This is a genomic window from Arthrobacter sp. P2b, from assembly GCF_900168295.1.
Lineage (GTDB): Bacteria > Actinomycetota > Actinomycetes > Actinomycetales > Micrococcaceae > Arthrobacter.
The window spans coordinates 235224-258730 of sequence record NZ_FVZL01000002.1; the positions used below are offsets into that span (position 1 = coordinate 235224).

The window sequence follows — 23507 nt, forward strand, 5'->3', positions numbered from 1 at the left end:
CTATTGGGCATGTCAGACCTTTTTCAGGAATACTCCGAGGCCGCCGGCCGGACCGGAGCCTACGATGAGATGTTCGCCCCCGGGCAGCAAGCCAGGGACTCCTACGGGCAGGTGGCGGACGCCCTTCGCAAGCTTTCCCTGGCCGATGTCAGTGCCCGGGCCGATTCAATGGCGCGCACGTTCCTGGACCGCGGTGTGACCTTCGACTTTGCCGGCGAGGAGCGGCCCTTCCCGCTGGATATCGTCCCCCGTGTTATTCCTGCGGCGGAATGGGATGTCCTGGAACGGGGCGTCGCCCAGCGGGTGCGGGCGCTGGAAGCGTTCCTGAACGACGTGTACGACAAGATGACCGTGGTGTCCGACGGCGTGATTCCCCGGCAGCTGGTAACCACCAGCGCACACTTTCACAGGCAGGTCCACGGTTTTGAACCCGCCGGCGGCGTCCGCGTGCACATCTCCGGCATCGACGTGGTGCGGGATGCTGCGGGAACGTTCCGTGTCCTGGAGGACAACGTCCGCGTTCCTTCGGGCGTCAGCTACGTGCTGGAGAACCGGCGGGCCATGGCCAAGGGCCTTCCCGAAGCCTTCGGACAGCAGCTCATCCGGCCCGTGGAGGAATACCCCCGCCGGCTGCTCTCGGCCCTGCGGAAGACCGCGCCTGCCGGCGTGGACGATCCCACCGTCGTCGTCCTGACCCCCGGCGTCTTCAACAGCGCCTACTTCGAGCACACGCTGCTGGCAGGCCTGATGGGCGTTGAACTGGTGGAGGGCAGGGACCTCATCTGCCGCGGAAACCGGGTGTACATGCGCACCACGGCCGGTGAGCAGCGCGTGGACGTCATCTACAAGCGGATCGACGACGACTTCCTCGATCCGCTGCAGTTCCGGGCCGACTCCATGCTGGGCTGCCCCGGGCTGGTCAACGCCGCACGCGCCGGCGGCGTCACCATCGCGAACGCCGTGGGCAACGGCGTCGCGGATGACAAACTGGTTTACAGTTACGTTCCTGACCTGATCCGCTACTACCTCAGCGAGGAGCCCATCATCGCGAACGTTGACACGTTCCGCCTCGAAGAGAAGGAAGCCCGGGAGTACACCCTGGACAACCTCGCCGAACTCGTGGTCAAGCCGGTGGACGGTTCCGGCGGCAAGGGACTGGTCATCGGGCCCGACGCCTCCAACGACGAACTGGACGCGCTCCGGCAGCGGATCATCGGTGACCCGCGCGGCTGGATCGCCCAGCCCGTCCTGCAGCTTTCCACGGTTCCCACCCTGAGCGGTGACAAGTTCGGCCCCCGCCACGTTGACCTGCGTCCCTTCGCAGTGAACGACGGCGACAACGTCTGGGTGCTGCCCGGCGGACTGACGCGGGTGGCGCTGAAGGAAGGCTCCCTGATTGTGAACTCCAGCCAGGGCGGCGGGTCCAAGGACACCTGGGTGCTCGCCGACTCGCCGCAGGTGCCGGTGGAAACCGTTCCCCGGCCCTCAATTTCCGTGCGTGAGCGCGTGTCTGTCTGGCCTGTGGAAAGCAACTGGCGGGACCGCCAGTCGGAGCAGCAGCAGTGACCCGGACCGTGATCCGGCAGATGTCTTTTCCCGTTGTTTCGGGCCCGCAGGAGGTAGCCGAGAATGCTTAGCCGTATAGCCGAATCCCTTTTCTGGATCGGCCGTTATGTGGAGCGGGCCGATGGCACCGCCCGCATCCTTGATGTGCACCTGGAGCGGCTGAACCACCTGCCCATGGACGAACGCAAGAGCGTGGCCAAGGAGCTCCTCGCCGTCATGGGCGCCCGGCCGCAGAGCGAGGACTTCGGCCTGCCGGAACTGCTGCACGCCCTGGCTTATGACAAGACCAGTGCCACGTCGATCGCCGGTTCCCTCGGGGCGGCCCGCGAGAACGCCCGGCGTGCCCGCGAGACGGTTTCCTCGGGCCTGTGGGAGAGCCTCAACACCACCTACTACGGGCTGAGCCAGCACCGCAAGGACGTGGTGGGAACCTACCGCTTCTGCAACTGGACGCTCGAACGGACCGCCATGGTCAGCGGGCTTGCGGACACCACGGTCAGCCATGACGAGAGCTGGCTGTTCCTGGTGCTGGGCCGCTCCCTGGAACGGGCAGACATGACCGCACGCATGCTCTCCACCCGGGACGTCCTGTCCGCAGGCATGTCCTGGGTCAACATGCTCCGCTGCGCCGGCGCCTACGAGTCCTTCCTGCGCACCCGACGGGCCGCCTTCGGCGACCAGCACGCCGCGGAGTTCCTGCTGCTGGACCGCCTCTTTCCGCGGTCCATCGTCTACGCCCTGCGCGATGCCGACGAATGCCTCGCCAAGCTGGACCCCTCCGCCCAGCGGGTGGGCTTCATCAACGACGCGCGCCGGATCGTGGGCCAGGCCAGGACCTTCCTTGAGTTCCACCGCACGGACGACCTCATGTCCGAGCTGCCCGAACACATGGAACGGGTCCAGAAGGCCGTATCCCAGGCCTCGGACGCCATTTCCCGTAAGTACTTCAATCAGGCGGACGAACTGGCCTGGGTGGGAGAAGTTTCATGACCCGGCTGAGCATCGTGCACAAGACGGCGTACAAGTACAACAAGCGTGTCACCCTGTCCTACAACGAGGCCCGGATGACCCCGCTGACCGATTCCCAGCAGGTGGTCCTCGAGTCCGTCGTGAAGGTCTCGCCGTCGCAGGCGGCGGTGAGCACCTACCGTGACTACTGGGGCACCAGGGTCACGGCGTTCGACATGCAGATGCCGCACGAGCACCTCGAGGTGGTGTCCAACATCACCGTGGAGGTGCACCGGGCAGAGAAGATTCCGTCCGAATCCGACATTGTGGGCTGGGACGTCCTCGCCTCGCCGGAGACCCTGAACACGTTCAGCGACTGGTTGCCCCAGTCCCGGCTCAGCGGCCCCGGGGACGAAGTCCTGGGCATCATTCCCAAGGTGGTGGCCGGCAAGAACCCGCACGAGGCCGCGCTGGCCGTGTTCTCGTGGATGCGCGGCGAGATGACCTACATGTCCGGTTCAACTGCCGTCACCACCAATGCCGAAGAGGCGTGGGGCCAGCGCCAGGGCGTGTGCCAGGACCTGGCCCACCTGGCCATCGGAGCGCTGCGCAGCTGCGGCATTCCTGCCCGTTATGTCTCCGGTTACCTGCACCCGCGCTCCAGCGCCGGGATCGGCGAGACCGTGGCGGGGCAGTCCCACGCCTGGCTCGAGTGGTGGGACGGTGACTGGCGGAGCTGGGACCCCACCAACCACAAGCCCGCGGGCGACTTCCACGTCACCGTGGCCAGGGGCCGTGACTACCGCGACGTGCCGCCGCTGAAGGGCATCCTGTCCGGTGGCGGCGGGTCCGCCCTGAGCGTCAGCGTGGAGATCACCCAGCTCGCCTGAACCCTTGGTTCCGGCCCGCCTATTCCGGCGCGGTCTTCACCGAGCCGCTGAGCTGGGTCCACCAGGTCAGCGGCTCGGTTACCTTGAAGCGGCGCCCGGTCACGGAGTCCGGGGTGATCCGCACGAAGGCGTCCTTCCGGCCGGCCTGCCAGGGAAACAAGTACAGCTGCGAGGTGTCCAGGACTTCATCCGTCCCGGTGACCACCCGGCCCGTGCCCTTGACCACCACGCTCCAGGCCAGGCCGGTGGCGGAATCGACGCCGTCGGCTTCAAGTGCCACAGCCGCATCGCCGGATGCACCGGAGAGCTTGGTGCCTTCACCGGTGCGGAACACCAGGGTGCCGCCGTCCACGGCGTAGTTGATGGGGAAGATGTCCGGGCGCCCGTCCACCAGGACGGCGAGCCGTCCCACGGACACGGTCCGGAGCATCGCCCAGCATTCGTGGTGTTCGAGGTTCTGGACAGGGGATGAGGGTTCGTCAGTGGAGGCTCGCTCGGCGTTCATGGCGCCGAGCTTACGCCTACCAGGGGCTCGGCTTGTAGTCCTTGAGGAACACTCCGTACTGGTCCTCGCCGTTCTCACCCATCACGATGGGATCGTAGACGCGGGCGGCACCGTCCACCAGGTCGAGGGGCGCGTGGAAGCCCTCCTCCATAAGCCGGACCTTGGTGAAGTGCGGGCGTTCGTCGGTGATCCAGCCCGTGTCCACCGCGGTCATCAGGATGCCGTCGGTCTCCAGCATCTCCTGGGCGCTGGTCCGCGTCATCATGTTCAGCGCCGCTTTGGCCATGTTGGTGTGCGGGTGGCCCGGCCCCTTGTAGGCACGGGAGAACTGGCCCTCCATGGCTGAGACGTTCACGATGTACTTCCGGCGTGCCGTGGAACGCTTCATGGCTTCCCGGAGGCGGCTTACCAGCAGGAACGGGGCCGTGACGTTGCAGAGCTGGACTTCAAGCATTTCCAGCGGATCCACCTCGTCCACCACCTGGGTCCAGCTGTTGATGGTGGCCAGGTCCGGGACCAGGCCACCGGCGTCGATTGCCGTCCCGGACGCGATCCGCTCAAGTGATGCGGAGCCGGTGGACAGGGCCAGCGACGTGATGGCGTCACCGGCGAGCACCGGATGTTCGGTGACGCTGCCCGCAAGTGCCAGGGGGTGCTTGTCGTGCGCGTGGCCGAACGTCAGGAGCTCCGGACCGCCATTGGCATGCTCAAGGGCGGCGGGAAGCGGTTCGTCCTCGGCATCAACCAGGGGCTTGTAGGCGTTGCCGGAGCGGCGGACCGTCTGAGCTGCGTTGTTGATGATGATGTCCAGCGGGCCGGCCTCGTTGAGCGAATCCGTCAGCGCCATGACCTGGGCGGGATCGCGCAGGTCGATGCCCACAATGCGGAGCCGGTGCAGCCATTCCCCGCTGTCCTCCATGGCCGCGAACCGGCGGGCAGCGTCCTTCGGGAACCGGGTGGTGATGGTGGTGTGGGCGCCGTCCCGGAGCAGCCGGAGTGCAATGTACATGCCGATCTTGGCGCGGCCGCCCGTGAGCAGGGCGCGGCGGCCGGTGAGGTCGGTGCGTGCGTCGCGTTTGCTGTGGCTGAAGGCGGCGCACTCCGGGCAGAGCTGGTGGTAGAAGGCGTCCACCTGGGTGTAGTGCTGCTTGCAGATGTAGCAGGGGCGGGACCGGATAAGGTGGCCGGCCACCTTGCCGGTGGCGGAGGGGGCCAGCTTGTTGCCGCGCGTTTCGTCATCGATGCGGTCCGGGGCGGCCGTAGCGGTCTGGGCCAGGACGGAGCGGTCGGCTTCGGCGATGAGGTCGCGCTTGGTGACCCTCCGGTGCCGTTTGACGGCCTTGAACATTTTTCCGGTGGCCCGCCGGACCGAGACGTAGTCCGGGTGCTCCTCGTCGTAGGCGTGGATCGTATTCAGGACCTTGAGGCAGGCCTGGATTTCCTCAGGCGTCAGATCGGGGGAGCTCATTAGACCAATTTTACAGCCTGGAGCTCCCGCTTTAAGCGACGGCCGGCTGCACCGAAAATGGTGCAGCCGGCCGTCGCTTAAGAGTCTTGGAGGGCTTAGGAGATCCGCGCCCCGGGACGCGCGCCGGGAACGGCGTCCGCGGCGGCCGCGGCATGCGTCTGGGCCACCTTGTTAACCGATTCGCGGACGTCCGGGTACTGGGCCGCCGCAGCCTTGACGGCGTTGGGAACCAGGTGGAGGTTCTTCGCGGCGAGCTGCCGCTCTTCCTCGCCTGGTTCCGGGACTTCCTGGCCCTTGGCGAGCACGGTGATGCCGGACTCGGTGACTTTGAACCCGCGAGCCCGGTCCAGCTCGGGATCCAGGCCGATCGCTGCGCCCGCCGGAACCTTGACGTTCTTGTCGATGATGGCGCGGTTGACCACGGCCCCTTCACCGATCTGCACCTTGTCCATCAGGACGGAGTCGATGACCCGGCTGCTGGTTGCAACAAAGACGTCGTTGGAGAGGACGGAGCCTTCCACCACACCGCCGGAGATGACCACGCCGCTGGAGACGATGGAATCCAGGGCGGTGCCCACGGTGTTGTTCTGTCCGCGGACGAACTTGGCCGGCGGGGAAATGCTCTGCCGGGTGTAAATGGGCCATTCGGAGTTGTACAAATTGAAGACCGGCAGCGGGGAGATGAGGTCCATGTGCGCGTCGTAGAAGGAGTCGATGGTGCCCACATCGCGCCAGTACGTGCGGTCGCGCTCGGTGGAGCCGGGGATCTCGTTGAGCGTGAAGTCGTAGACACCGGCCTCGCCCTGGTTAACGAAGTAGGGGATGATGTCCCCGCCCATGTCGTGCTTGGTGTCCAGCCGTTCAGCGTCCACATGCAGTGCTGCAACCAGCGCGTCGGCGTCGAACACGTAGTTGCCCATGGAGGCCAGGAACTGGGTGGGGTCCGCTGCCAGGCCGGGGGTGCTGGCCGGCTTTTCCACGAACGCCGCGATTTTCTGCGGATCGTTCTGGTCCACCTCGATGACGCCGAACTGGTTGGCCATGTTCAGGGGCTGGCGCACGGCAGCAACCGTTGCCTTGGCGCCGCTGTGCACGTGCTGGGCCACCATCTGGGCGAAGTCCATGCGGTAGACGTGGTCGGCGCCGACCACCACCACAATGTCCGGGTTGGCGTCATGGATCAGATTCAGGGACTGGTAGATGGCGTTGGCGCTGCCGAGGAACCAGCTCTTGCCCACGCGCTGCTGCGCGGGAACCGAGGCAACGTAGTTGCCGAGCTGGGTGGACATACGCCAGGTTTCGGAGATGTGCCGGTCCAGGCTGTGGGACTTGTACTGGGTCAGGACCACGATCTGCAGGTAGCGGGAATTCACCAGGTTGGACAGGGCGAAGTCGATCAGGCGGTAGCTTCCCGCGAAGGGCACCGCCGGTTTCGCGCGGTCTGCCGTCAGTGGCATCAGTCTGTTTCCCTCGCCGCCTGCGAGGACAATGGCCAGGACTCTTTTGTTCAACGGCATAATGGTCGCTCCTGTACGCCTTCGTAACTCCCCAAGACAGTCCGGCATGCCCGGACTCCTTCACACTAGAACAGTTATGCGTGAAGGACTACCTTGGGTCTTGTGCGAATAGACATTGTGACTAAAGAGTTTCCGCCGGAGATCTATGGTGGCGCCGGGGTCCACGTGGCCGAATTGAGCAGGGTGCTTAGTAAGCACGTTGACCTGCAGGTTCGTGCATTTGGGGCTCCCCGCGACGCCGACTATCATGGCGCGGCGGTGACGTCCTACTCCGTGCCGGAGGATCTTGGCTCAGCCAACGCTGCCGTGCAGACGCTTGGGGTGGACCTGCGGATCGTACCGGACGTCGAAGGCGCGGACCTGGTCCATTCGCACACTTGGTACGCCAATATGGCCGGGCACCTCGCCTCGCTCCTGCACGGCATCCCGCACGTGCTGAGCGCCCACAGCCTGGAACCGCTGCGCCCGTGGAAGGCAGAGCAGCTCGGCGGCGGATACGCGCTCTCATCCTGGGTTGAGAAAACTGCCTATGAGGCCGCCGCGGCCATCATCGCGGTCTCCGAGGGCATGAGGCAGGACATCCTGCGCAGTTACCCGAACGTTGACCCGGCCAAGGTCCGCGTGGTCCACAACGGCATTGACGTCGAACTATGGAACCGTGACGAGAATGACGACGCCATCCGCGCCCTGGGCATTGATCCAGCCAAGCCGAGCGTCGTCTTTGTGGGCAGGAACACGCGCCAGAAGGGCGTTCCCTACCTCCTTCGCGCCGCCGCCAAGCTGCCCGACGACGTCCAGCTGGTCCTGTGCCTCGGCGCGGCGGACACGCCGGAACTTGCTGCGGAGACCGCCCGCCTGATCGAGGAACTGCAAAGCCAGCGGACCGGCGTCGTGCTCATTGAACGCATGCTGCCCCGCAATGAGCTGATCCAGGTGCTGAGCCACGCCACCGCCTTCGCCTGCCCCTCCATCTACGAGCCGCTCGGCATCGTCAACCTTGAGGCCATGGCCTGCGGGGCTGCGGTCGTTGCCAGTGCCACGGGCGGTATTCCAGAGGTGGTGGACCACGGAAAGACGGGCCTGCTCGTGGACCTGGAGCAGGTGACGGACGGCACCGGCACCCCGCTGGACCCGGAAAAGTTCGTCAGCGAATTCGCCGCGGCACTCACCGAAGTGGTGTCGGACCCCGAGCGTGCCCGTGCCATGGGGCAGGCGGGCCGGCGGCGCGCCGAGGAGCACTTCTCCTGGGAATCCATCACGGAAACAACGCTCGAGGTGTACCGCTCGGTGCTGCCGGCACAGGGCTGACCGCCGCTAAGGCAAGAACGACGACGGCGCCGTTCCCCTGCGTGGGGAGCGGCGCCGTCGTACGTTCAGCAGTCAGCAGACGAAGTCCTGCACCTGCCGGCCAGGCCCGGTCACTTGGTCCGGCCGGCCGCTGTCCTGGCGATCAGCACCTTTTCGTCCACCGGAGACTGTCCACTTGCCCGCTGGCTCCGGAAGTGGGCCCTTGCCTCGTCCTGGCGTGTCTTCTCGGCGCCGGTGGCGATGGCGGCGCGGACGTGGTCCTCGCCGTACCCGAAGGCGTCCACCAGGTCCAGGGCGTGCGGGCGGATCTTCACCAGCAGCCTGTTGATGTATTCGCCCACGGTGCGGCCCCGCTGCATGGAAAGGCGGCCGTTCATCAGGTACCAGGAAAGGTTTGTCTCAATGAGGGAAAGGCCGAAGAGGTCGCGCAGCCAGGTCAGGACAGCCCTGGTTCCGGGGTCGGTCACGTCGCGGAGCGCGTCCGTGAAGGCCTCCCACTGCAGCAGTTCGGCGTGCGCCTGGGCGGCGTCGATGAGTTCATTCTGGTGCCGGTTGAACAGGGCGGCTCCCTTTTCGTGGGAAAGCCGGTTGCTGCCCTTCAATGCGGCGCCGGCCTCGGCCACCATGGTCTGCACCCTGTCGGTCAGCAGGGCGCGCTGGCTTTCCTCGTCACGCAGGGCAATGGCGGCTTTCTGGACCGAGCCGTTGTCAGCAACAAACTGCGCCACCTGGCGCAGGCCGGTCCGGTGGATGGCAGCTCCGGTTGCCTGGCCCACCACATAGCGGGCCAGCACGCCGAAGTCGACGCTCCGGAATTCCCTGGCGTAGTCGGCCAGGAGGCGTTTAGCCACGAGCTGCAGCAGGACGGTGTTGTCGCCTTCGAAGGTGGCGTAGACGTCCAGGTCCGCGCGGAGCGAGGCGAAGCGGTTCTCGATCAGGAAGCCGGCCCCGCCGCAGGCCTCCCGGCACTCCTGCAGGGTATCCAGGGCGTGCCAGGTGCTCAGCGGTTTCAGGGCCGCGGCCAGGGTTTCCAGGTCCTGGCGGTCCTCATCGGTGTCGTGTGCTCCGGAGAAGACGTCGTCGAACTTCTGCAGGAGCTGTTCGTGGGCGAAGCCGGCCGCGTAGGTGGTGGCGAGGCGTGTGAAGAGCCGGCGCTGGTGGCGCTGGTAGTCGAGCAGGACTTCCTCGTCGGTGTGTGAGGAGGCATTGAATTGCCTTCGCTCGGTGGCGTAGTGGATGGCCGCCTTCAGGGCAACCTTGGACGCGGCGACGGCGGCGCCATCCAGTGAGACCCGTCCCTGGACCAGGGTCCCCAGCATGGTGAAAAAACGGCGGCCGGGGCTGGCGATGGGTGAGGAGTAGGTACCGTCCGCGGCCACGTCCCCGTAGCGGTTCAGGAGGTTGGTCCGGGGGATCCGAACGTGGGTGAAGTGGAGCCTGCCGTTGTCGATGCCGTTGAGGCCGCCCTTGATGCCGTCATCTTCACCGCCGATGCCGGGGAGGAAATCCCTGGTTTCGGGGTCGCGGAGGTCCACGTAGAAGGCGTGGACCCCGTGGTTGACGCCCCGTGTGATGAGCTGCGCGAACACCACGGCGCCCAGGCCGTCGATGGCGGCGTTTCCGATGTAGTCCTTCCAGGCTGCGCGGAAGGGGGTGTGGACCACGAATTCCGCGGTGGCGGGATCGTAGGTGGCCGTGGTGGCGATGCTGGCAACGTCGGAGCCGTGCCCCGTTTCGGTCATGGCAAAGCAGCCGGGAATTTCCAGGCTCATGATGCCCGGAAGCCACTTGGCATGGTGTTCCCCCGTTCCGAGGTGCATTACCGCCGAGCCGAAGAGGCCCCACTGGACGCCGGCCTTGATCTGCAGCGACGGATCGGCGACCACGAGCTCTTCGAAGCCGGCGATGTTGCCGCCGTGGTCGTCACTGCCGCCGAGGGCGGAGGGGAAAGCGCGGTGTACGGCGCCGTTGTCCACCAGGTACTGCAGCTGCCCGGATACCCTTGCCCGGTGGTCCGTGTGGGTCAGTCCCTCGGTCTTGTGAAGTTCAGGACGTGCGGCCAGGTCGCGTGCCTGGAGCCGGACTGCGGCCCATTTGCCCAGCAGCTGTTCGCCGAGGGCATGGACGTCGACGGCAGGCTGGGCGGAGCCGGGAACCAGGCTTGGTGCGGTCACGGGGGCATGCCCCTTTGCGGCGGAGCGGTCCACTACTTCAGTCATGTCAATGTCCTTCGTTGGTGCTGACAGGGGCTTGTGGTGCGGGAGTGTTCAGGTTCGGGGGGCAGGCGACAGTTCGGGGGCGATCCCGACGCACAGCCATGCGGTGATCTGCAGTGCCATGGCTTCCTGGCCGGGTTTGGCGGGGGAGTCCGGAGTGCTGAGCCATTGTTCGCCCGCGTTCCTGACCAGTCCGATGGCGGCCTTGGGCCAATAGCCGATGACGGCTTCCTTGCCGTCGCCCAGGTGGGAACGCATGGGGGTGGCAATCATGTCCGCAATCGCATCAAAGAAGTGGCCCAACGCGCCGGAGTTGGGGGAATCTCCGGATTCCCCGGAGGTGGAGCGGGTGACGAAGGTGTACACGTTGGGGCTGGTGTCAGCCATCTGCAGGTACGCCGACACCATGGCCAGCAGCCCTTCGCGTGGGGTCAGGGCGTTCTGTGCCGCTTCCTGGATGCGCCGCTGCATCTGGCTGAGGACCACTTCACCCACAGCCTGCTGGAGGCCGGCCTTGTCGCCGAAGTAGCGGTAGAAGACTGACTTGGACGTTCCCGCTGCTGCGGCGATGTCCTCCATGGACGCGTCGCTGCCCAGCACGTGCACGGCACGCCGCGCCTGCTTGATCAGTTCCCGGCGCCGCTCCTCCCGGTGGCTCTGCCAGCGGGAGGAGCGGCCGTCAGGCTCCGAACCGATGGAGGGCGCAGCAATTCCCGTTTCCGAAATGTTCACGATACCCAGCGTATCAGGTACGCTGGGTATCGGTAACCGCATGTGACCAGAGGAGACAGCCATGTCCATTGACGGACAGTCCATTACCGGCCCCGGAGAATCAGGCGTAACCAGCGCTTCCGGCCCTGCCCTTCGGAGGGCCGTGGTCGTCGGAGGCAACAGGATTCCCTTCGCCCGCGCCGGCGGTTCCTACGCCAAGTCCTCGAACCAGGACATGCTGACAGCTGCCCTGGACGGCCTTATTGCGCGCTTCGGCCTGCAGGACGAGCGGGTGGGGGAGGTAGCCGCGGGTGCAGTCCTCAAGCATTCAAGGGATTTCAACCTCACCCGTGAGGCGGTGCTTGGCTCGGCCCTGTCCGCCGAGACTCCTGCCTACGATCTCCAGCAGGCATGCGCCACGGGACTTGAGACCGTGGTGGGGCTGGCGAACAAGATCAAGCTGGGCCAGATCGACTCCGCAATTGCCGGCGGAGTGGATTCCGCTTCGGACGCCCCGGTGGTGGTGAGCGAAGGACTCAGGGAAGTCATTCTCGACCTGAACCGCGCCAAGACCATTCCCCAGCGGCTGCAGATCCTCAGCCGCCTGCGGCCCAAAGACCTGGCTCCGCTGGCGCCCGGCACCGCCGAGCCCCGGACCGGTCTTTCCATGGGGGAGCACCAGGCGCTGACAACTGCGCAGTGGAAAGTTTCCCGTGAGGCCCAGGACGAAGTGGCACTCAACAGCCACCGCAATCTCGCCGCCGCCTACGAGTCCGGGTTCTTCGACGATCTCGTCACCCCCTACCGCGGCCTGGCACGCGACGGAAATCTTCGGGCCGATACGTCCATCGAAAAGCTGGCCGCCCTGAAGCCTGTCTTCGGCAGGAACCTCGGTGCGGACGCGACCATGACTGCCGGCAATTCCACCCCTTTGACGGACGGCGCCTCAACCGTTCTGCTGGCGTCCGACGAGTGGGCCGACGCCCGGGACCTTCCCAAACTGGCAGCGGTAGTGGACGCCGAGGCTGCAGCGGTGGACTTCGTACACGGCAAGGACGGGCTGCTGATGGCACCCGTCTTCGCAGTGCCCAGGCTGCTGGCACGGCACAACCTCACCTTGGCGGACATCGACTTCTTCGAGATCCACGAAGCATTCGCAGCGACCGTACTCAGCACGCTGGCGGCGTGGGAGGACGAGGAGTTCGGCCGTACGCGCCTTGGCCTGGACGGTGCCTTCGGCAAGGTTGACCGCGCACGCCTCAATGTCAACGGATCGTCACTGGCGGCCGGCCACCCCTTCGCCGCCACCGGGGGCAGGATTGTGGCCACCCTGGCCAAGCTCCTCCATGCCAAGGGCACCAGCGACGGCCGGCCGGCACGGGGACTGGTCTCGGTCTGTGCGGCCGGCGGCCAGGGCGTCGTCGCGATTCTCGAATCTCTGTAAGGGGTCACCGATGACGGACAAATATGCACAGCTGGTGAACCAGGGCCTGGGCAGGAACGTGGCCAGGAAACTGGGGTTGCCCCAGCCGGCGGTGCTGCGCAGGTACAAGCCCGGCCAGCCGCTGATCACCGGACCCATTGTGGTCCAGGGAGACTCGGCGGCCGCCGACAAACTCGCTGCAGAGCTGCTGGCGTGGGACCTGGATGTCCGGCGGCACGCGGTTCCCCGGGAAAAGCTTGGTGCCATCATCCTGGTCCTGGACGACGTTGCACGGCCGGAGGACCTCGAAAAGCCGGTCCTTGCCGCAGGGGCCTCGCTGCGCGACCTTGCGCCCGGCGCCCGGGTCCTGACAGTCTCACGGCCGGCTTCCGAGGCGGATTCTCCCGCCGCCGCTGCCGCCCGGCAAGGTGTGGACGGGTTCCTGCGCTCGTTGGCCAAGGAACTCCGGGCCGGCGCCACCGGGAACGGAATCCTCCTCTCCGGGGACGTGGAGCCGACCAGCCCGTCAGCCCTCGCGGCTGTCCGTTTCTTCCTGTCCGGCCGCTCGGCCTTCGTGGACGGCCAGTTCCTGACTGTGTCCAGCACGGACGGCCAACTTCCGGACGATTTCGACAGGCCGCTGGCGGGCAAGGTTGCCGTCGTGACCGGCGCCGCCCGGGGGATTGGCGCGGAGATCGCCCGCACCCTGCACCGTGACGGCGCCACCCTGGTCCTGGTGGACCTGCCTGCGGCGGGAGACCATCTGGCGGCAGTGGCCAATGAGGTAAAAGGCACCGCACTCCAGTTGGACATCAGCCGGGACGATGCCGGCCAAAGGATCATCGAGCACGCCGTTCAGCGGCACCGGCGGCTTGACATCATGATCCATAACGCGGGAATTACCCGGGACAAGCTGCTCGCCAACATGGACCACGCACGGTGGAGTTCCGTGATCAACATCAATATCGCGGCACAGCTGCGGATCAACGAGGCACTGCTGGCGTCCGAACACTTTGGGCCCGCACCCCGTATTGTTTCTGTTGCTTCCACCAGCGGCATCGCCGGCAACAGGGGGCAGACCAACTACGCGGCGTCAAAGGGGGGAGTGATGGGAATGGTCCGGGCAACAGCCCCGCTGCTGGCCGCATCCGGCGGCACCATCAACGCCGTGGCGCCGGGCTTCATCGAAACTGAGATGACCGAACGGATTCCGTTCGCGCTGCGGGAGATTGCCCGCCGTGCGAATTCCCTCCAGCAGGGCGGTAAAGCGTCCGACGTCGCAGAAGCCATTTCCTTCTTGGCCAGCGGTGCCGCCGGCGGAATCAATGGCGAGGTGCTGCGGGTATGCGGGCAGAACATGGTGGGGGCATGACGCCCCTGCAGCCGGTCATCCTCGGGGATATGCCGTCGCTGTCCAAGCTGTACGTCAATGCCGCTGCGCAGGCGGCCAGGCGCAGGCTGCTGGGAACGCATGATTGGTCGGTTCTGCCGGTCGAGAGCCACGAGGTCAGGGGTGTCACGGTGGACGTTGCCAACCTGACCGCGTATCAGCACCTGCTGGGCGAGACGGCCAGTGATGTGCTGCCTGCCGGTTTCATCCATGCCCTGGCTTTTCCGCTTGCCATCAGCGTGATGAACAGGGACGACTTCCCGCTCCCCTTGCTGGGCATGCTGCACCTGCATAACAGCGTTGAGCAACGCGCCCCATTGCTCTTCACCGACGCGCTGGACATCACTGCGAGGGTGGAGAATCTCCGTGGGCACCGCGCGGGTACTCAGGTGGACGTGGTGGCCGAGGTGCGGGTGGCCGGCACGCAGGACGTCTATTGGCGGGGAATTTCCACCTACCTTGCCAAGGGCGTCTTCCTGCCCGGGGTGGATAAGCCCTCCTCGGCACCGGTCCGAAGAGACTTCAAGGCACCGGACCCCACCGGTGTGTGGCAGCTGGGCGTCGACGCGGGACGGGCTTACGCAGCTGTGTCCGGCGACTTCAATCCGATCCACCTCAGCGTGCTCTCAGCCAAGGCCTTGGGCATGCGCCGGTCCATCGCCCACGGCATGTATCTGGCGTCGCGGGCGCTGGCGGACGTTGGCTCGGTCCGTGGGGATTCCTTCACATGGGACGTTGACTTCGACGCCCCGGTGTTTCTTCCCTGCCGTGTGGCCCTGGAAATCAGCAGCGACCAGGGTGGGTCCGGGACATGGAAGCGTTCGGACTTTGTGGCCTGGAACCCCAGATCAGGCCGCCGTCATTTCAGTGGTTCCGTCGCCGCGCTTTAGGTGGCGGGCCGAAGGGCGCGCAGGATGCGGTGGAGGCTGAGCAGGATCGATTCGGACGCCGGAACAGTTCCCTGCTCGGCTTCCCTGCCGGCGGTGGCGGCCATGCAGGCTTCCACCGCTGCCCGCGCCGTTTCGAAGCGCTCCCGCTGTGCAGGCCCATCCGTGTCGCGGTAGGAATGCAGCAGTTCCCCGGTGGCCGTCATGGCGTCCGCCAGAGGCCCGCTGTCCTGCACGGGCACCTGGTAGGGAACGTCGCTTTCCCAGATCACGTCCGACAGGACGTCCGTCATGTCCTGGATGTGGAACGTCACCCGTTCGAGCTCGCGCAGGTTGCGGTAGTCGAGATCGACGTCGCGGGGGTGGAGCTTTCGGCGCGGGTTTGCCCGTCGGCTCGCGTCGGCCTCCTTGACCAGGTGCCGCACCGACCGGGCAGCTGAGGCCAGTTCATCTGAACGGCGTGACCATTCTTCGTGCTCAGGGGGCCACTTCTCCTTGAGGGCCGCCCCCATGTCCGTCAGCTGGGTCCCGAGCGCACGCCGCAGTTCATCCAGGCTTTCGGCGGCTGCGTTCAGGTGCAGCGGGGGAAAGACCAGGAAGTTCACCGCAATTCCCACCGCTACGCCGACGCCCATCTGCACCAGGTACCCGAACGAAAAGTCGTCCGGGTTGCTGCCGCCTACCAGCAGAACCAGCAGGGCCGCCGTCGGGATCCAATCACTGCCCGAGCCAATGCGCGGGAGCCCGCCCAGCAGGACGCCTACGCCCATAAAGACGGCAACCGTGAGCGGGGATGGATCGGTGAAGTTGACGAGCACAAAGGCGAGCCCGATACCCAGGGCCAGCCCGGTAAGTGCCTGAAGCCCCTGCCGCACGGAGCCAGCCACGTTGTGGTACATCACCACCAGTGCGCCCAGGGGCGCGTAGTAGGGATAGTTGGCCGCAGCCCCCGGCATCAGTGGAGCGATCATGAACGCCAGCCCGGCCGCCAGGGCCGCTTTCGCCGCGAGCTGCAGGCGCTGGGCGGCGAAAGCCGCCGACAGCCCGGCCACCGCCTGTTTCAGGATTTGGGTTCCCCTGGCCCACCTCATATCGGGGCGTGCTTGAGACTTGACCATCCGCCCAACCTTAGGGGGCAGCTTCCTGCATAACAACACGGCTGGTCAGGGCGTCAAGAAACCCTGGGGAACGGGGGAACTAGGGAAGTCTTGCTGCCGAGCGGCGGACCTCAGCAGCCAGCCGGTGGGCCTTTCCGGGCGTTCGCCCGTCCTCCTGGCGCCGCGGAATGTAGCCAAAGGCCAGCGCATAGGCGGGATCGGCGAAGCCCAAGGCCGCGTTGGCTCCCTCATGGCCGAACGCGCGGTGGCTGCCGAAGTTCCGCGAGGGGTGCGGCTTCATGAAGACGACGGCGAAGGCATTGTCCAGCCCTGAGGACCGGTCCAGGCCCCAGACCTGTTCGCGGGACATGGCCTCGACGGTTTCGGCAGTGAGGAACGCACGCCGGTTTCCGACGCCGGTGGTTGCGGCGGCATACAGCCTGGCCAACCCTTCGGCCGATCCCACACCTCCGGCCGCGGACATTCCCGCAGCACGGACGGACCGGAAGTTGGGAAGCTCCATGATGCCGCTGATGGGCGCATTGCTGTTCAGGCCCTCGAGGCTGAGCGGATCCAGCCATGGCTCCTCCGCGGTGTCTTGGTCCACGGCGTCCTGGTAGATCACGTCCCGGTAGCGCGGTTCCAGGTCCGCGGGCAGGCCCAGGAAAAAATCAACGCCCTCCGGTGTGCGGATCCTCCGCTCGTAGACACTCTGGAGCGATTCCCCTGCTGTGCGGCGGCAGAGCTCTTCCATGATGATGCCGATTGTCAGGGCGTGATAGCCAAACTGCCGGCCCGGCTGCCATGAGGGGCGGGCCGCCGCCAGCCGCGCCGCTGCGGCAGGAGTTGTGAATTCGTCCAGGTCAAAGCCGCCCTCCAGTCCCATAAGGCCGGCCTGGTGGGAGAGTGCCTCGCGCACCAGGAGCCGGTCCTTGCCATGCACGGCAAACTCGGGCCAGTAGTGGGCCACCGTGGTGTCGAGGTCCAGCAGGCCGTCCTGGACCAGCAGTGCGATCACCATCGCCGCGACACCCTTGGAGCAGGAATAGGCGCCGGTCACCGTCTCCGGTGTCATATCCGGACCGCCGGTGAGGTTAACCACGGGCGCTCCACGATGGTAGGCGGCAAGCTGTGCGCTGTAATTCGGATCGTCTAGAAGGAGGGACTCGAACAGTTCAAGCACGTTGTCGAATCCGGGCGCTACGAAGCCTTGAAAAGTCTGCACCCGGACAGTTTAGCTAGAAAGCGCTTTCCGCTACGTCTGCGGACCGTGTCCCGCTGCTACTTCTTCTCCTTGCCTGACGGGGCCCGGAGGCGTCCCGTCCCCAAACGGCCGGCCGCCCAGGGATTCCCTGCCGTGATCCTCCAGCCATCCGCGCAGGTCTGGTCCGGCTGGAACAATGCCCGTGGGGTTAATGTCCTCGTGGACGATGTAATAGTGCTGCTTGATCTGGACGAAATCCGTGGTGTCACCAAAGCCGGGTGTCTGGAAGAGGTCCCTCGCGTAAGCCCATAACGCGGGCATCTCGCTCAGTTTCTGCCGGTTGCATTTGAAGTGCCCGTGGTAGACCGCATCGAACCTGGCCAGCGTGGTGAAAAGCCGCACATCGGCTTCCGTAATGGTGTCACCCACCAGGTAGCGCTGGCGGGTGAGTCGTTCTTCCAGCCAGTCAAGGGCTGCCCAGAGGCGTTCGTACGCGGAGTCGTAAGCCTCCTGTGAACCTGCGAAACCGCAGCGGTACACCCCGTTATTTACCTCGGTGAAAACCCGCTTGTTCACCTGGTCGATCTCTTCCCGCAGGTGCACGGGGTACAGCTGCGGCGCGCCGGGCCGGTGGAATTCGGTCCACTCGGTGGAGAAGTCGAGGGTGATCTGAGGGAAGTTGTTGGTTACTACGGCGCCCGTTGGGACGTCCACTATCGCCGGGACGGTAATCCCCCGGGGATAGCCGGGGAAGCGTTTAAAGTAGGCCTCCTGCAGGCGTTCGATGCCCAGGACCGGGTCCACGCCGCCGGGATCAAGGTCGAAGGTCCACGAACGTGAATCATGGGTGGGGCCTGGCTGGCCGAGGGAAATGGCGTTCTCCAGGCCCAGCAGCCGTCTGACGATCACAGCCCTGTTGGCCCACGGGCATGCCCGCGCTGCGATGAGGCGGTAACGCCCCGCTTCAACCGGCCAGCCCGGTTCGCCATTGTCGCCCGGCCTGCCGTCCCGGGTGATGCGGTCCTCTATGTAGTTTGTGTCCCGGGTGAATTCTGCGCCGCCGGTCACATACGCGCCGCGGGTGCTGTGTTCGGCCGTCTTACCATCGGCGGCCTGCTGGATGCTGTCCGTTTCCTGGCTCATGGCATAAGCCTATGCGCCCCGGAGCAGGACCGTGGAGATCGGCTGCCACGCCACGAACCAGGAGCCGCCCACCAGGGCAGCAAAAAGGGTGATCCAGATGGCGGAAGGCACGGCAGTAGCCCGGTAGAGCAGGTATGCATCAGACGTGGAAAGCCGCTCCCTTCTGCGGACGTGGACGTTTGCCAGTTTGATCAGGTCCCGTACGGCGCCCACCAGCAGTGCCAGGCCCAGGATGACCGCCACATGCCCCACAAAGGCATCCGGCACCACGAGGATCATCGTCAGCCCGCCAACAATCGCGACGGCAGTGATGAGGAAGCCTGCCAGGTTGCGGATGAAAAGAAGCGAGGCAGCCAGGGCGACGGCGCTGCCCGCGATGGACGCTGGCCCCCAGCCGCTGAAGCCGCACATCACAAACGCCGCACCGACGATCGCCGGAACCGGATACCCCCAGAAACATGACCAGGCGGCGGCAAGCCGGCTCCGGCTGTAGGAGGTGGTGGTTCCCGAGTGGTCCAGCCGCAGCCGTATTCCGGACAACCGCTGCCCGCTCGTGAGGGCGGCAACAGCATGGCCCAGCTCATGGACAGCCGTGGCCAACAGGCCAAAGTACTTCCAGGAGCGGCTGGGAATGGACAAAGCGGTTGCCAGCACGAACGCCAGCAAAAGCTCAGTGAAGGAAATGGCAGGAAGGTCCGTGCGGCGGAATGATTCAGCCAACGCCTGCCAAAGACCGCCGGGGATGTTCATCCGGGCCTCCGGAAAGACGCGTTGCCACTCTCAGCCATAAACGTCCACGTTACTGGAGCAGGCTGTGTGCAGGCTTAAAGCCGAAAGGCACGCCGGCGTGCAGCGTGCCTTTCGATCCGGCAGTGCCGCGGACGTGTCCGCAGCACATTGGCGGCTGTGCTTACTAGCCCTCGCACTCGGTGCAGTAGCTGTGGCCATCTTTCTGGCGGGCAATCTGGGACCGGTGACGGACCAGGAAGCAGGAGTAGCAGGTAAACTCGTCCTCGGCCTGCGGAATGACCTGCACCACGAGCTCCTCGGCGACAAATTCGCCTCCGGGAACGCCCGCGCCGTCGAGCCCGTCAGCCTCATCCAGCTCAAGGACAACGCTGCGCGCGTCGGGAGCATTTGCTGACTGGAGCTGCTCGAGTGAGTTGTCCTGCGATTCCTTGACGTCGGAGCGCAGTTCATCGTAATCGGTTGCCACTTTGGGTGCTTCTCTTTTCTTTGGTTCGCCTGTCGCGTATGAAACGTACAGCATCAAGCGGGTATTCCCCAATAGACGGAGTATATTTGCCGCCGTCTGGGTAAAGGTTCAAAGGAGGCGGCCTTCAGGGGAATAACCCTATTGTGGCCGCACGAGCAGCGGAGGGCGCGGCACAGCGACGCGGTCTCCGCCCGAATCGAAGGGGCGTTTGTGGAGCAGCTCACTGCGGAGTTCGGCGGTGCCGGGCAGGTTGGCACAGGTGTGGGGCCGGTGCTGGAAAAGTTCGATGACGTGTCCAGGATCGTTGTGCTGCGCGGCGGCGGGCTCGGTGACCTGATTTTCGCCATCCCGGCGATGGCCGCCCTCAAGGCTGCCTATCCCGGAGCGGACATAACACTCCTGGGTACTCCTATACATAGGGCACTGCTCGCGGCCGTTAGGAGCCCGGTGGACGAAGTGTGCGTCCTGCCGTTTTCCGAGGGTGTCCGACCCGGAAGCGAAGACCCTGCGGAACTGGACACGTTCTTCGAGGACATGCGCGCACGCAGGTTTGACCTCGCCGTCCAGGTTCATGGCGGCGGCCGGTATTCAAACCCGTTCCTGCTGCGGTTGGGCGCGCGCCACACCGTGGGCACCAGGACAGCGGACGCCGCCAGCCTGGAACGGACCGTTCCCTACCTCTACTACCAGCACGAGCCCCTGCGGGCGGTGGAGGTGGCGGGATTTGCGGGGGCTTTCCCCGTTGACCTTGAAGCGCGGCTTGAGCCTGTTGAGGGACTGGCGCCCAGTCCTGCAGGGAAGGACAACGACGCCAGCCAGCCCCTCGTGGTGATCCATCCGGGCGCAACTGATCCCCGCCGTCGTTGGCCGGCTGAGCGGTTCGCTGAACTTGCCGCCGCCTGCGCGGCGGACGGCTACCGGGTGATGGTTGTCGGAGACACGAGCGAGCAGGAGTTGGCGGAACGGATTGCCGGACTTGCGGCATCAGGGGCCGTCCAATCCGTGGCCGGGAAATTGGAGATGTCCGGGCTCGTGGCGCTTTTGGCTGATGCGGCCGTGGTGGTGGGCAATGACAGCGGCCCCCGCCATCTTGCGCAGGCACTCGGGGTGCCCACGGTCGGAATTTTCTGGGCAGGAAATGTTATCAACGCCGGGGCACTGGGCCGGAGCCTGCACCGCATCCATGCGTCCTGGGTGACTGCCTGCCCAACCTGTGGAATAGACGTCACCCAGGTTGGCTGGACGGCGCCCCGCTGCCCCCACGATGACTCCGTTGTGGCAGGGATCGAGGTGCGTGATGTTTACGAGGACGTCCGAAGCCTCGTGGCCACCGGAGCAGCAAAGCAGGATGCATGAGCGGCGGGGAAGCGTTGGAGCGTGCCGGCACCAACAGCGTGATCGACGGGAAGCCCGAGCTCCTGGTTCTGCGCGCCCTGAAGCTGGGTGATCTGCTGGTTGCGGTGCCCGCGCTGAAGGCACTGCGCCGGGCATTCCCGGAGCACCGGCTCCGGTATGCGGCCCAGGGTTGGCTATCGGAGGCCCTGGGACTGGTGGGCGGCTATGAACTGCTGCCCACCCACGGCCTCGACGAGCCGCTCGCCATGGAACCAGGCGTGGTGGACGTTGCCGTCAACCTCCACGGCAGCGGTCCCGAGAGCCAGGGGCGGATTGAAGCCCTCCAGGCGCGGCACACCATAGGGCATCGGAGCCAGTTCCGGGACGGACCGCCCTGGCGTGGTGAACTCCATGAACGGGAACGGTGGGTCCGGCTCCTGGAGTGGCACGGCATTGAAGCGGACCCGCTGGATGTGCAGCTGAACCTGCCGCACGTTCCCAGCCCTGTTCCGGGCGCCACGGTCCTCCATGTGGGGGCGGCGTACGGCAGCCGGCTTTGGCCGGCGGAGCGGTTTGCTGCCGTTGCCGCCGCGCTGGCTGACGCCGGCCACAACATTGTCTTCACGGGGGGCAATTCGGAAAAGGAGCGTGCGGTGGAAGTCTGCAGCCGTGCCGGGCTGCCGCCGGAAGCGGTACTGGCCGGTCACCTTTCACTGGGGGAGTTCGCGGCCACCATCGCCGCCGCCCGCCTGGTGATCTCGGCTGATACCGGCGCGGCGCACCTGGCTTCGGCGTACGGTACGCCGTCGGTGGTGCTGTTCGGACCCGCGCCGCCCGAGATTTGGGGACCACCGCCGGGACCCCATGTTGTCCTGACGAAGGCCGAACTGCGGCTGGGGGATACGTTCTCCGGACAACCGGATCCTGCGTTGCTGGCGGTGCAAGTGCCGGACGTCCTGGCAGCAGTCCGGGAGCTGGGATTGTTCTAGCAGCACGGTGCATCGCGGCGCCCAAAGCCTAAAATAGAGGCATGGGCACTGATATGGAGATTGCCTTGGTGTTGTTGGCTGCGGTGCTGTGGGTAGCGGTAACGCTGAGCATTCTGTCTGCCATTGATCGCTCCGAGAGGAAGGCCCGTCGGCAGCAGAAGCGGGAGGACCGCACCGGGATGCGAAGGGTCGAGTACCGGCCTGTCGCGGCCGGCTCACACCCCGAGGGACATGGCAGGCGTCCCCGACGGAGGCTGCGGCCGCACTGATGCCGATTCCGCCGCTAATGCGGCAGGCCGCCTGTCACCACGATGGGTGGACGGGTGCCGTGATCCGCTGCTGCGAATGCAGCGATGGCCCGCGCAATCTTCAGCCCTCCCCGGGACGACGGCTCTATCGCGTTGGCGTAGTCACCATCCTCGGTGCAGACGAGCCGGAGATCGATCAGGCCCGCTCCCCGCGAAAAGGCCGCCCTGGTGATGGAATCGTTGAAGAGGCACAGGGCCGCCTTGATGATGGCCTGGTCCGGCCCTGACGGGGGAGTGTCGTAGATCGTACAGACGGCAACCGGCAGCCCCGTATTCATCAGCGCGTCAGTTACGGCGTCGTATTCTGAGCCGAACCTCTTTTGGGCGTTGGCCAGGATGGCGAGGGCCACTGCCACCGATGGTGCCGGCTCCTGCAGCAATGGCGCGTACCCGAGTGCGTCGTTTCCGCCAACGCTGACCACCAGATGCGTTGCATCCCGGGGCACGGCAGCCAGCTGCCGCTCCACGCCCGTCATGACGTCGCCGTCGACCGCCACCAAGCTGCACCGCCACCCTGGCAGTTCCTGGCGTAGCTGCGTGACGACGTCGGGATCGGCGCCCACGTAGGCGGCGTTGTCAAAGATGGAATCGCCGAGCAGCACAACGTGACCGGAACCGGACTCGACTGCCAAAGGTGCCTCCATGTACCCATACTGCCCGGGCACTCGATCCGGTGCCACTGGTGGCGCGTGGGGAAGAATTTCAGATGAAGTTTATCCATCGAAAGGACTTTTCAGGGCTGCTGGCTCTAGGATGGGCTGGTCTCATCACTTTGACATTCCGGGGGGAATCCTTGAGCTATCCGCAATACCCCAGTCCGCAGCAACAGTCCTTCCAGCCTGCAGCCGGCGAGCCGCCGTTATGGGCTCCGCATTACGGAGCCAGCCTGCCCGTTGCGGTGCGCCGCTTCTTCAAGAAGTACGCCACGTTCTCGGGCCGCGCCAGCCGGAGCGAATACTGGTGGTGGGCGCTCGTCGCTTTCCTTGTCGGCGTGGTCCTCAACATCATCACCTCGGTGGCCGGAGCCCCCGGCGCTACGGTCGCCGCAAACGGCACGGCCGTCCCCGGGCCCGGTGCAATCGTGGGCAGCATCCTGATGATCGTGTGGGGCCTGGCGGTCATTGTTCCGTCCATCGCGCTGCTGGTCCGCCGGCTGCACGACGCCAACCTGAGCGGCTGGCTCGTTCTCGTGATCCTGGTGCCGATCCTTGGCGCCCTGGCTCTTCTGGTGATGGCCATCCTGCCGTCGAACCCGGCGGGACAACGGTTCGATCAGCCCACCGGCTACTGACGCCGGCATTACAGGAGGGAGCTCGCCTTTCAAGGCGGGCTCCCTCTCGTTTGCCGGCGTTGCGGGAAGCTTGATTCCGCCCATGCCGGGCACTA

Annotated in this window: 21 protein-coding genes; 10 read left to right on the forward strand and 11 right to left on the reverse strand. The window is 65.8% G+C overall.

Annotated features, from left to right (window positions below):
• Positions 1-9: 9 nt before the first annotated feature.
• From B5520_RS05660 to B5520_RS05670, 3 genes are all read left to right on the forward strand, one after another.
• Positions 10-1566 carry a circularly permuted type 2 ATP-grasp protein gene (locus tag B5520_RS05660; protein WP_079596100.1) on the forward strand — a complete coding sequence of 519 codons (1557 nt, stop codon included), beginning with the start codon at positions 10-12 and terminating at the stop codon, positions 1564-1566.
• A gap of 63 nt (positions 1567-1629) precedes the next feature.
• Positions 1630-2556, forward strand: a complete 927-nt coding sequence (locus B5520_RS05665) for an alpha-E domain-containing protein (protein ID WP_079596101.1) — start codon at positions 1630-1632, stop codon at positions 2554-2556.
• Positions 2553-3404, forward strand: coding sequence for a transglutaminase family protein (locus tag B5520_RS05670; RefSeq protein WP_079596102.1), 852 nt, complete (start codon positions 2553-2555; stop codon positions 3402-3404). The genes B5520_RS05665 and B5520_RS05670 overlap by 4 nt, the downstream gene beginning before the upstream one ends.
• 19 nt (positions 3405-3423) lie before the next feature.
• Here the strand turns inward: B5520_RS05670 and B5520_RS05675 are convergent, their stop codons facing one another.
• From B5520_RS05675 to glgC, 3 genes are all read right to left on the reverse strand, one after another.
• Positions 3424-3909, reverse strand: a complete 486-nt coding sequence (locus B5520_RS05675; RefSeq protein ID WP_079596103.1) for a pyridoxamine 5'-phosphate oxidase family protein — start codon at positions 3907-3909, stop codon at positions 3424-3426.
• 16 nt (positions 3910-3925) lie between these two features.
• Positions 3926-5377: an SDR family NAD(P)-dependent oxidoreductase gene (locus tag B5520_RS05680; RefSeq protein ID WP_079596104.1), complete on the reverse strand. Its 1452-nt coding sequence runs from the start codon at positions 5375-5377 to the stop codon at positions 3926-3928.
• Positions 5378-5472: 95 nt separating this feature from the next.
• Positions 5473-6894, reverse strand: a complete 1422-nt coding sequence (gene glgC / locus B5520_RS05685; RefSeq protein WP_079596105.1) for a glucose-1-phosphate adenylyltransferase — start codon at positions 6892-6894, stop codon at positions 5473-5475.
• A gap of 102 nt (positions 6895-6996) precedes the next feature.
• Between glgC and glgA the strand changes: the two genes are divergently transcribed.
• Entirely contained in the window at positions 6997-8202 is a 1206-nt protein-coding gene (gene glgA / locus B5520_RS05690; protein WP_079596106.1) for a glycogen synthase, read from the forward strand.
• A 110-nt stretch (positions 8203-8312) separates the two neighbouring features.
• On the opposite strand, the gene B5520_RS05695 is transcribed toward glgA, so the two are convergent.
• Positions 8313-10421 (reverse strand): acyl-CoA dehydrogenase family protein, encoded by a 2109-nt coding sequence (locus tag B5520_RS05695; RefSeq protein ID WP_079596107.1) that lies wholly within the window; start codon positions 10419-10421, stop codon positions 8313-8315.
• 48 nt (positions 10422-10469) lie between these two features.
• Complete coding sequence (locus B5520_RS05700) at positions 10470-11213, reverse strand: TetR/AcrR family transcriptional regulator (protein ID WP_254865502.1); 744 nt, start codon at positions 11211-11213, stop codon at positions 10470-10472.
• Here B5520_RS05700 and B5520_RS05705 point away from each other — a divergent pair.
• Genes B5520_RS05705 through B5520_RS05715 form a run of 3 tightly spaced genes read left to right on the forward strand, consistent with a single transcriptional unit; the run spans position 11212 to position 14832 of the window.
• Positions 11212-12573 (forward strand): acetyl-CoA C-acetyltransferase, encoded by a 1362-nt coding sequence (locus B5520_RS05705; protein ID WP_079596108.1) that lies wholly within the window; start codon positions 11212-11214, stop codon positions 12571-12573. The genes B5520_RS05700 and B5520_RS05705 overlap by 2 nt on opposite strands.
• 10 nt (positions 12574-12583) lie before the next feature.
• On the forward strand, positions 12584-13924 hold the full coding sequence (locus B5520_RS05710) for a 3-oxoacyl-ACP reductase (protein ID WP_079596109.1): 1341 nt from the start codon (positions 12584-12586) through the stop codon (positions 13922-13924).
• A complete protein-coding gene (locus B5520_RS05715; protein ID WP_079596110.1) occupies positions 13921-14832 on the forward strand; it encodes a MaoC family dehydratase in 912 nt (303 codons plus the stop codon). Before B5520_RS05710 ends, B5520_RS05715 begins: the two co-directional genes overlap by 4 nt.
• Here the strand turns inward: B5520_RS05715 and B5520_RS05720 are convergent.
• The 5 genes from B5520_RS05720 to B5520_RS05740 all read right to left on the reverse strand — a co-directional run bounded on the left by B5520_RS05720 (position 14829) and on the right by B5520_RS05740 (position 19489).
• Positions 14829-15881, reverse strand: coding sequence for an FUSC family protein (locus B5520_RS05720; protein WP_079596111.1), 1053 nt, complete (start codon positions 15879-15881; stop codon positions 14829-14831). The genes B5520_RS05715 and B5520_RS05720 overlap by 4 nt on opposite strands.
• A gap of 145 nt (positions 15882-16026) precedes the next feature.
• Complete coding sequence (locus B5520_RS05725) at positions 16027-17151, reverse strand: serine hydrolase domain-containing protein (RefSeq protein ID WP_079596112.1); 1125 nt, start codon at positions 17149-17151, stop codon at positions 16027-16029.
• Positions 17152-17181: 30 nt separating this feature from the next.
• Entirely contained in the window at positions 17182-18273 is a 1092-nt protein-coding gene (locus tag B5520_RS05730; protein WP_079596113.1) for a glutathione S-transferase family protein, read from the reverse strand.
• A 9-nt stretch (positions 18274-18282) separates the two neighbouring features.
• Positions 18283-19023 (reverse strand): M50 family metallopeptidase, encoded by a 741-nt coding sequence (locus B5520_RS05735; RefSeq protein WP_079596114.1) that lies wholly within the window; start codon positions 19021-19023, stop codon positions 18283-18285.
• A 163-nt stretch (positions 19024-19186) separates the two neighbouring features.
• Positions 19187-19489 (reverse strand): DUF4193 domain-containing protein, encoded by a 303-nt coding sequence (locus B5520_RS05740; protein ID WP_066275770.1) that lies wholly within the window; start codon positions 19487-19489, stop codon positions 19187-19189.
• 210 nt (positions 19490-19699) lie between these two features.
• On the opposite strand from B5520_RS05740, the gene B5520_RS05745 reads away from it, so the two are divergent.
• Both B5520_RS05745 and B5520_RS05750 read left to right on the forward strand, forming a co-directional pair.
• On the forward strand, positions 19700-20845 hold the full coding sequence (locus B5520_RS05745) for a glycosyltransferase family 9 protein (RefSeq protein ID WP_079596402.1): 1146 nt from the start codon (positions 19700-19702) through the stop codon (positions 20843-20845).
• Complete coding sequence (locus tag B5520_RS05750; RefSeq protein WP_104443439.1) at positions 20842-21813, forward strand: glycosyltransferase family 9 protein; 972 nt, start codon at positions 20842-20844, stop codon at positions 21811-21813. Before B5520_RS05745 ends, B5520_RS05750 begins: the two co-directional genes overlap by 4 nt.
• Before the next feature lie 283 nt (positions 21814-22096).
• Here B5520_RS05750 and B5520_RS05760 read toward each other — a convergent pair whose 3' ends face one another.
• Entirely contained in the window at positions 22097-22765 is a 669-nt protein-coding gene (locus tag B5520_RS05760; RefSeq protein ID WP_079596116.1) for an SGNH/GDSL hydrolase family protein, read from the reverse strand.
• 149 nt (positions 22766-22914) lie between these two features.
• On the opposite strand from B5520_RS05760, the gene B5520_RS05765 reads away from it, so the two are divergent.
• Positions 22915-23412 carry a DUF805 domain-containing protein gene (locus B5520_RS05765; RefSeq protein ID WP_176156794.1) on the forward strand — a complete coding sequence of 166 codons (498 nt, stop codon included), beginning with the start codon at positions 22915-22917 and terminating at the stop codon, positions 23410-23412.
• The last annotated feature ends 95 nt before the right edge of the window (positions 23413-23507 follow it).